This window comes from Halomonas sp. SIMBA_159 (assembly GCF_046536035.1).
In the GTDB taxonomy this organism is placed as follows: Bacteria; Pseudomonadota; Gammaproteobacteria; order Pseudomonadales; family Halomonadaceae; genus Vreelandella; species Vreelandella venusta_A.
This window is the reverse complement of the sequence record NZ_JAWJBT010000568.1, coordinates 1-272: the sequence shown is the minus strand read 5'-3', so window position 1 is coordinate 272 and position 272 is coordinate 1. Positions and strand designations below refer to the sequence as shown.

General features: G+C 67.3%; 1 protein-coding gene. It reads right to left on the bottom strand.

Annotated elements, in window-relative coordinates:
* Window positions 1-156: 156 nt before the first annotated feature.
* Complete coding sequence (locus R0J87_RS20485; protein WP_498888556.1) at window positions 157-267, bottom strand: Mpo1-like protein; 111 nt, start codon at window positions 265-267, stop codon at window positions 157-159.
* Between the last annotated feature and the right edge of the window lie 5 nt (window positions 268-272).

Below are 272 nucleotides of genomic sequence, written 5' to 3'. Positions count from 1 at the left end.
CTCCAGCAGGCGGCACAGGCAGGCACAGAAGAAGAACACCGCGAGCATGCCCAGGCCCATGCGGCGGGACAGGCGGTTGTAGAACATCCAGGCGGCGAACATCGCCAGCGCGGCCCATACGCCGGTGGTCACCAGCGTGCCGCCCACGGGGATGCACTACAGCAGCGCCACCACCGACCACAGGATGGCCGGGACGGCGAACACGTGGATGCGCTGGTTCAGCGCGTTGCGGTGGTCGTCGGAATAACTGGCGAAGAAGCGGTCGATCGGGC